This window comes from Frateuria sp. (assembly GCF_035695185.1).
GTDB lineage: Bacteria > Pseudomonadota > Gammaproteobacteria > Xanthomonadales > Rhodanobacteraceae > Frateuria_A.
On sequence record NZ_DASSES010000083.1, the window covers coordinates 1 to 4,396 of the forward strand.

The following is a 4,396-nucleotide window of genomic DNA, read 5'->3' on the forward strand; positions in this document are numbered from 1 at the left end:
GGAAGCCATGCCCCAGCTCGCCCAGCGTGTCGGCCGCGCCAAGCCCAGCGCGATCATGGTCATCGCCGAGAAGGCCAGGCAGTTGAAGGCGCAGGGCAGGGACATCATCAGCTTTTCCATCGGCGTGCCCAACTTCCTGCCCGGCGAGCATGTCTACGCCGCCGCGCGCGAATCGCTCACCCACGACTCGGGCCAGTACGGCAGCAACCGCGGCGCGGAGCCGTTGCTGGATGCCTTCCTGAAGCACATCGAGGCGTTGGGCTTCAGCGGTTATGGCCGCATGAACCTTTCCATCGGCATCGGCGCCAAGCAGGTGCTCTACAACCTGGCCGAGGCATTGCTCGACGAGGGCGACGAGATCTGCTTCGCGGCGCCGTACTGGACCACCTACCGCGACATCGCCGACATCGTCGGCGCGAAGATCAACGTGCTGCCGTGCCCTTCGACGCAGAACTACAAGCTCGCGCCGGCGCAGCTCGAAGAGGCGCTGAAGCGCAAGCCTAAGGTGTTCCTGTTCAACAACCCGTCCAATCCCACCGGCATGGTCTACACCGCCGGAGAGATCGCCGCGCTGGCCGACGTGCTGGTGCGCCATCCGGACACCTGGATCATCACCGACGACATCTACAACTCGATGGTGTTCGATGGGTTGGGTTACCACAACTTCGTGTTCGCCCGGCCGGAGCTGCGCGAACGGCTGGTCTTCGTCGACTCGGTGTCCAAGACGTACGGCATGCCGGGCTGGCGCGTCGGCCTGCTGGCCGGGCCCGAGTCCGTGGCCAAGGCGGTCACCACGCTCAACTCCAACCACATCACCAGCATCCCGGAAGTGATCACCGCTGCGGCGGTCGCGGCGTTCAGCGGCCCGCAGGACGTGCCGCAGGCCAAGTGCGCCGAGTTCGCGGCCAAGCGCGACGTGGTGGTCGCCGCGCTGCGTGCCATCCCCGGCGTGGTCTGCCCGCGTCCGCAGGGCGCGTTCTACGCCTTTCCGGACATTTCCGTCGCCTTCGGCAAGACGCACGGTGGCACGCCGATCGAGAGCGACGTGGATGTCTGCGCGGCGTTGCTCGAAGCCAAGGGCGTGGCCTGCGTGCCCGGCTCGGCGTTCGGCGAACCGCATTCGATGCGCATCTCCTACACCTGCCCGACGGCCCAGCTGGAGCCGGGCCTGAAGCGCATCCAGGAGTTCTTCGCGGAACTCCAGTAAAGCCGGGAGCCGCCTGTCACGGCTCCCCTTCCCGATTCCCGTATCACGGAGACACACGATGAAAGCCCCCGTTCGAGTTGCCGTCACCGGCGCCGCTGGCCAGATCGGCTACGCGCTGCTGTTCCGCATCGCCGCCGGCGACATGCTGGGCAAGGACCAGCCGGTCATCCTGCACCTGCTGGAGATCACCCCGGCGCTGCCCGCGCTGCAGGGCGTGGTGATGGAGCTCAACGACTGCGCGTTCCCGACCCTGGCCGGCATCGTCGCGACCGACGACGTCAACGTGGCCTTCAAGGACGTCGACTACGCGCTGCTGGTCGGCGCCCGTCCGCGCGGCCCGGGCATGGAGCGCAAGGACCTGCTGGAAGCCAATGGCGCCATCTTCGGCCCGCAGGGCAAGGCGCTGAACGACCACGCCAAGCGTGACGTGAAGGTGCTGGTGGTCGGCAACCCGGCCAACACCAACGCGCTGATCGCCCAGCAGAACGCCCCGGACCTGGATCCGAAGTGCTTCACCGCGATGGTGCGCCTGGACCACAACCGCGCGCTGAGCCAGCTGGCGGAGAAGACCGGCAAGCATTCGACCGACATTCGCAAGATGACCATCTGGGGCAACCACAGCTCCACCCAGTACCCCGACCTGCACCATGCCACCGTGAGCGGCAAGCCCGCGCTGAGCCTGGTCGACCAGGCCTGGTACGAGAGCGACTTCATCCCGACCGTGCAGCAGCGCGGCGCAGCGATCATCAAGGCCCGCGGCGCCTCCTCGGCGGCGTCCGCCGCGTCCGCCGCAATCGACCACATGCGCTCGTGGGCGCTGGGTACGGAAGAGGGTGACTGGGTGTCGATGGGCATCCCGTCGGATGGTTCTTACGGCATTGCGCCGGGCGTGATCTACGGTTATCCGGTCACCGTGAAGGACGGCAAGTACGCGATCGTGCAGGGCCTGGAGATCAACGATTTCTCGCGTGCCCGCATGGATGCCACCGACAAGGAACTGCGCGAGGAGCGCGGTGGCGTCGAGCACCTGTTCGCGAAGAAGTAAGGCCACCCGAGATGGTTGGAGAAGGGCGGCCCCGTGGCCGCCCTTTTTCGTGCGCCCGCGTTGCCAGCCCGGGGTTCCCCGCAAGCCTGGGCACCCTTGCGGCCAGCGCCACTCGGGCCGCATGCGGTTTCCTCCCTGGCGACCCGTGCGGGCAACCCAGGCGCAAGCCACACACGCGGGGCAGGCCGGGCGGTGCGCTAAAATGCCGTTTTTCCCGCGGAGCCTCCCATGTCCCCGACCGCAACCCCCGGCGCCCGCTTCCGCGCCGCGCTGGCCGAAGAACAGCCGCTGCAGGTGATCGGCGCGATCAACGCCAACCATGCCCTGCTGGCCCGGCGCGCCGGTTACCGCGCGATCTACCTGTCCGGCGGCGGCGTGGCGGCCGGTTCACTGGGTTTGCCGGATCTTGGCATCAACACGCTCGACGACGTGCTCACCGACGTGCGGCGGATCACCGACGTATGCGACCTGCCGCTGATGGTGGACATCGATACCGGCTTCGGCCCGAGCGCATTCAACATCGCGCGCACGGTCAAGAGCCTGATCAAGTTCGGCGCCGCCGCGTGCCACATCGAGGACCAGGTCGGCGCCAAGCGCTGCGGCCATCGCCCGGGCAAGGAGATCGTCAGCACCGGCGAAATGGCCGACCGGGTCAAGGCGGCGGCCGACGCGAAGACCGATCCCGGTTTCTTCCTGATCGCCCGCACCGACGCGATCGCGGTGGATGGCGTGGATGCCGCCATCGAGCGCGCGATCAAGTGCGTGGAAGCCGGCGCCGACGGCATCTTCGCCGAGGCCGCCTACGACCTGCCGACCTACCGCCGCTTCGTCGACGCGGTGAAGGTGCCGGTGCTGGCGAACATCACCGAGTTCGGCAAGACGCCGCTGTTCAGCGTGGACGAGCTGCGGACGGCCGGCGTCGGCATCGTGCTCTACCCGCTGTCCGCCTTCCGCGCCATGAACAAGGCGGCCGAGAATGTGTACCAGGCGATCCGCCGCGACGGCCACCAGCGCAACGTGATCGACCAGATGCAGACGCGCGAGGAACTGTACGAGCGCATCGGCTACCTCGACTACGAGCAGCGGCTCGACGCACTTTTCGCGAAGAAAGACTGAGGGCGGAACGCCTGCAGGAGCGCCCTCTGGCGCGACCGTCACGGTGGTCGCGCGCAAGCATCCTGCGGGAACCGCCTCGCCAAACCCTTGCACCCAGGAGACACCCGATGACCGAGCAAGTCCTTCCCAAGGCCAAGAAGTCCGTCGCGCTGTCCGGCGTCCCGGCCGGCAACACCGCGCTGTGCACGGTCGGCCGCAGCGGCAACGACCTGCACTACCGCGGCTACGACATCCACGACCTGGCCGCCAAGGGCAGCTTCGAGGAAGTGGCCTACCTGCTGGTGCACGGCGTGCTGCCGAACTGGCGCGAGCTGCAGAACTACAAGGCCAAGCTCAAGCGCCTGCGTGGCCTGCCGGCGCCGGTCAAGGGCGCGCTGGAACTGCTGCCGGCCGCGACCCATCCGATGGACGTGCTGCGCACCGGCTGCTCGATGCTGGGCACGGTCCTGCCGGAGAAGGAGGACCACAACGTCACCGGCGCACGCGACATCGCCGACCGGCTGATGGCCAGCTTCGGCTCGATGCTGTTGTACTGGTACCACTTCAGCCACAACGGCAAGCGGATCGAGACCGAGACCGACGACGAGTCGATCGCCGCGCACTTCCTGCACCTGCTGCACGGCAGGGCGCCCAGCGAACTGCACGCGCAGTCGCTGGACAAGTCGCTGGTGCTGTACGCGGAGCACGAGTTCAACGCCTCGACCTTCACCGCCCGCGTGATCGCCGGTACCGGCTCGGACATGTACTCGGCCCTCACCGGCGCGATCGGGGCGCTGCGTGGTCCCAAGCATGGCGGCGCCAACGAGGTGGCGATGGAGATCATCGCCCGCTACCGCAATGCCGATCAGGCCGAAGCGGACATCCGCGCCCGCGTGGAGCGGAAGGAGATCATCATCGGCTTCGGCCACCCGGTCTACACCGTGTCCGACCCGCGCAACGAGATCATCAAGGAGATCTCGCGCAAGCTCTGCACCGAGGGCGGCAACCCGACGCTGTTCGAGGTGTCCGAGCGCATCGAGAAGCTGATG

At 67.6% G+C, this 4,396-nt stretch carries 4 protein-coding genes; all 4 read left to right on the top strand.

What is annotated here, in order from left to right:
- Positions 1-1,207, top strand: a 1,207-nt coding sequence (locus VFH59_RS05635; protein WP_325163908.1) for an aminotransferase class I/II-fold pyridoxal phosphate-dependent enzyme, incomplete at its 5' end; no start/stop codon positions are given.
- 58 nt (positions 1,208-1,265) lie between these two features.
- The gene (locus tag VFH59_RS05640; protein ID WP_325163909.1) at positions 1,266-2,252 is read left to right on the top strand and encodes a malate dehydrogenase; all 987 of its coding nucleotides are present in this window, start codon (positions 1,266-1,268) and stop codon (positions 2,250-2,252) included.
- A 228-nt stretch (positions 2,253-2,480) separates the two neighbouring features.
- Positions 2,481-3,368: a methylisocitrate lyase gene (prpB, locus tag VFH59_RS05645; RefSeq protein ID WP_325163910.1), complete on the top strand. Its 888-nt coding sequence runs from the start codon at positions 2,481-2,483 to the stop codon at positions 3,366-3,368.
- A gap of 107 nt (positions 3,369-3,475) precedes the next feature.
- The coding region (locus VFH59_RS05650; RefSeq protein WP_325163911.1) for a citrate/2-methylcitrate synthase at positions 3,476-4,396 on the top strand (921 nt) is incomplete at its 3' end.